This is a genomic window from uncultured Campylobacter sp. (genome assembly GCF_938018145.1).
Taxonomy (GTDB): domain Bacteria; phylum Campylobacterota; class Campylobacteria; order Campylobacterales; family Campylobacteraceae; genus Campylobacter_A.
This window is the reverse complement of the sequence record NZ_CALIII010000044.1, coordinates 1-4,020: the sequence shown is the minus strand read 5'-3', so window position 1 is coordinate 4,020 and position 4,020 is coordinate 1. Positions and strand designations below refer to the sequence as shown.

The window sequence follows — 4,020 nt, the reverse complement described above, 5'->3', positions numbered from 1 at the left end:
GCAGCCTTCGTCTCCTCGCTTCTGACGTCTTTCGTCGCGCGCTTTTCGCCCTCGCCTGCGATCACAAATACATCTCTCGCAAACGCCCCGTCAGGCCGAAACGCCGCTCGCTCGCCGCCACTAGGCCGCCCCGAGCGCACGTCTTCAAAGCTAAATTTATAGTATTTGCCGTCATCGCCGATTATCGTCGTTTCGTTTATCGCTACGCCCTTCACCAACTCTCCTTTTTGCGTTTTTGCCGCCCTGTTTTAGATTAGCCCGCTTGTTTGCATTTTTGGGGTGCGGGTTATGCCGCCCGTCAAATTTGACGCCAAAGTCCCTAGTCCAGCCAAATTTTACGGTTTAGCCGCAGCTCCTCGACGATACGCAAAAAGCCGCCGATCTCGTCTTTGTAAAATCTATTCGCCCCTTTGCCCACGAGCGGACGGCGCAGATCAGGCTCGAAGTTATCGCGCCCCGTGCGGATCGCCATGCAGATTTTGTCGCCTATTAGCACGATGTTTATCGGGCGGTGAAATCTCGTTTTTAGCAGCTTTAGATTTTCCATCAGGCTAGGCGTGAGCGCGTACCTAGCCTCGATCTGATCGGTCGTATAGACACGAAATAGCCGCTCAAACTCCGCGTCGTCCATCCTCGCGCGCTTGCCGCCGTAGTCCTTAAAATCATCCGTCCCGCTGCAAATTTGCGTGACGCCCTTTAGCCGTTTAGGAAAATCCGCGACGAACAAAATCCCCGCAAAAAGCACTCTATGCGTCTTGTTTCCGTGCAGATCCTCTTTGATACTTATCGCCTCTACGTCGCTAAATTTGACCCGCACGCCCTCTATCTGCCCGAAAATCAGGTCGTTGCCCGAGTATTTGTCGATGTCAAAATCGTAAATCATATAAAGATAATCGCTCTCTACGTAGTCGCCCGGATAATACGTGAGACCGCAGTCCTCCACGATGCTCCTCACGACTTTTCGCTTAAATTTAAACGTAAAGCTATCGGTAAAAATACTCTCAAAAAAATAGTACATCGCAGCCCCGCAGACCACAAACGCACCAGCGCTAAGGGCGGCGTTTTGCGCTGCTAGATATAGCAGCCAAGCCACTGCGGCGGCAGCGAAAACGCAGGCAAGCTTTAGCCTAAAAAGCGAGCGTAAAACCTTTTGCCGCTCAAGCTCTAGCAAGACCAGATCGTCCATTTTTGCTCCTATTTTAATCTAACGCCGTTTTTATAAATTTGGCTATTTTACGGGCTTTCGTCTTTAAATTTGCGTTTTAAACCGCTTAAATTTAAGCTCGCCATTTGCTGGCGACGATACTTCAAATTCGGATCAAATTTGGCTCAAATTTACCGCCCGCGCCGCTTTTGCGCTCAAATTTGACGAGCCGACGAAGGCCGCTTGCATTTTAAAGAGTGCTGTTAAGCGCTCAAATTTAACGTCAAATTTGACGAAGCGAGCGCAAATTTAGCGGTTAAAAAGCTCGTGCACATCGTGCGGATCGTCTTGACCTTTCGGCACCTCGAAAAACGCCGCCTTATGAAACCTCGCCCAGCTAGCGACGAGATTTGACGGAAACATCTCCACGGCGTTGTTATAGTCGGTCACTGCGGCGTTGTATGCGCGGCGCGCAGCGGAGATCTGCTCCTCGATCTCGTTTAGCGTCTTTTGCAGGTGCATGACGTTTTCGTTGGCCTTGAGTTCGGGGTAGTTCTCGACGACGACGTTGAGCTTTGAGATGAGGTTTGACAGCTCGCCGTTTAGCGCAAATCTCTGCTCGTCGCCTGCGGCCTTTTGGATGCCGCTTCTAAGCGCGGAGATGTTTTCTAGCAGCTCGCGCTCGTGCGTGATGTACTGCTTGACGGTGGCGACGAGGTTTGGGATGAGGTCAAAGCGCCTTTTTAGCTGCGTATCGACGCCTGATCTGATGTTTGAGACTTGGTTTCGCTTGCCTACCAGCGAGTTGTAGACCGAAATGACGATGAGTGCTAGAACGGCGATGATGCCTAGGACGATGTACATTTTACTCCTTTGATTTAACTTTTGTTTTGATTATATCAAAAAGCTGCTGAAACCGGAAAATTATACTCGTTTTTGCCGCGCTAGATGCTAGGTCGCTCGGGGTTTGCTACCAAAATGCTAAATTTCGCTTACCCTTGCAAAAGCCGCTTTGCGAGCAAATCTCGGATACAAGGGCTAGTTGCCGTAAAATAAAGACGCGGGGCCGATTTTTGCACTTAAATTTAGGCTTAAAAACGCAAAATACGCTTTTGGATAAACCGTTTGTGCACTTTGCGTTACGGGCGAGTTGAGTCTTATTTTTAAACAAAAATCAAAGCAGATATGCGCAGGCAAAAACGACTCGGCGCAAGGTCATGCCGGGCAGCGGCGATAGGCGGGTAAAATCTAGCCTATAAATTTTCGCCTACACGGGCGACATAGCCCTTTGCCGCGATAAATTCGTATCTTTTTGAGGGTGATTTTACGCGAGCTAACGGCTAAATCATCGCAAATTTAGCGCCGTTTAAGCAGCAAGAGCAGAAATAGCGTTTCTAAACACACCAAAAGGAGCACGAACCCCATTTTCTCGCAGCTTCAGAGTTTTAAGCAGCAAGAGCAAAACTGGCTTTAAACGGCAAATCGCCGAGCCACCAAATCCACCCCGCGCGTTTTGCGTTTAGGCAAGGAAATTACCGCTCGCGCCTTATGCAAATTTTAGCCATTTTGCCGGCTGCAAGTAGGCAAATTTACGCTTACTAGCAAGCCTAGAGGGCAAAAGCGCGGATTTGCACCGCGCATAAACGGCAAATTTGCGACTTTGCGCCGTAAGGCAAAAACCAAAACTAGCCAAAAGGCGCAAATTTAGGGCGCGTATAAAAACTAAACCAAAGCGCTTTAGCCTTTTAAAGCTCGCAAATTTTGCCGCAAACCCGCTTTTACCGCGTCTTGCGCGATAAATTGCGGGATAAATCCTAGCAAATCACCACTTCATACCCGCTTCCAACCAAAAGTTGCGGCCAAGGCCGTATTCGTAGTAGTTGCCCTCGTTTGAGGCGATAAATTTTTTGTTTAAAAGATTATTTATATCAAGATTTACAAACGCTCGAAAATCGCCTGCCAGCCGCCTTTCATAACCTATGCGCATATCCCAAGTTGCGTATGCGGGCAGCTTTTGGCGCTCGTAGACGTACATCCCGCGCGCCCTATTCCAGCCGCCTAGTAGCGCGTCCGTTTTGCTCGTATAGTTTATGAAATTTGAAACGCTAAAGCCGCTAAATTTAGCCGAGTGGCGAAATTTGGCGGTAAAAGGCACATGGTAATCAACGACGGGTAGTTCGCTTTTTTTGATGGTTTTACCGTTATACGAGACGTCGTCGTTCATCTCGTCGTCTTCGTAATCCGTAAAGCTCCTGCTTTGCTTAGTAAAGCTTAGCGAGCCTTCAAAATCGTTTTTTACGCCCCAAATTTCGATCGGAGCGATGTTTGCCGCGCTTAAGGTTACGATGTCGCGCTTGCTTTGCCCTTCGTTGGTAAATATAGAATATCCGTTTCCGTAGCCTGTTAGCGGCTCTCTTACGTATTTCATCGCTACTTCGTCGCGGCCTTGGCGTCTTACGTATTTGAGATTTAGCCTCGCGTTGCCGACGTCGCCGCGATAATACGCGCTAAATTCGTCGTCGTAAGGCGTCTTTAGCTCTCTGATCGGGTAACGGTCGCTATCGTAATCGCCGCACACGTAGGGTGCGCCGTATGAACCTCTAGTGCAAGTTTTACTCATTTTATAGATGCCGTTATACATCTTGTACGCGAAAAAATTTCGTCCGTAGTAGCGGTTTAACCCGAGTCCTACAAAATTTTTATCCGCGAATTCATACTCGGCTAGCAACCTCGGGGCCAAATTTACGTCGTTATTATCGCCGTTTCGCTCGATGCGAAGTCCGGGGCGAAATTTAAACGCGCCAAACCTCATCTCGTCTTCGAGATAAAGGGCGAGATTGGTTTGCGTAGCCTTGGTTTTTACGGCGTAGTAGTAG

General features: G+C 48.8%; 2 protein-coding genes and 2 pseudogenes. All 4 read right to left on the bottom strand.

Annotation, left to right across the window (positions count from 1 at the left end):
• Window positions 1-215 (bottom strand): annotated as a pseudogene (locus tag Q0338_RS01095) (hypothetical protein); the annotation flags it as partial.
• 104 nt (window positions 216-319) lie between these two features.
• Complete coding sequence (locus Q0338_RS01090; RefSeq protein ID WP_298085151.1) at window positions 320-1,186, bottom strand: DUF3137 domain-containing protein; 867 nt, start codon at window positions 1,184-1,186, stop codon at window positions 320-322.
• Window positions 1,187-1,453: 267 nt separating this feature from the next.
• Window positions 1,454-2,008 (bottom strand): LemA family protein, encoded by a 555-nt coding sequence (locus Q0338_RS01085; RefSeq protein ID WP_185898236.1) that lies wholly within the window; start codon window positions 2,006-2,008, stop codon window positions 1,454-1,456.
• A gap of 958 nt (window positions 2,009-2,966) precedes the next feature.
• Window positions 2,967-4,020, bottom strand: a pseudogene (locus Q0338_RS01080) (hypothetical protein); the annotation flags it as partial.

What these genes read in the sequence shown, in the direction of transcription:
- Q0338_RS01090 (WP_298085151.1), bottom strand. Translation starts at nt 1,186, where the DNA reads ATGGACGATCTGGTCTTGCTAGAGCTTGAGCGGCAAAAGGTTTTACGC.
- Q0338_RS01085 (WP_185898236.1), bottom strand. Translation starts at nt 2,008, where the DNA reads ATGTACATCGTCCTAGGCATCATCGCCGTTCTAGCACTCATCGTCATT.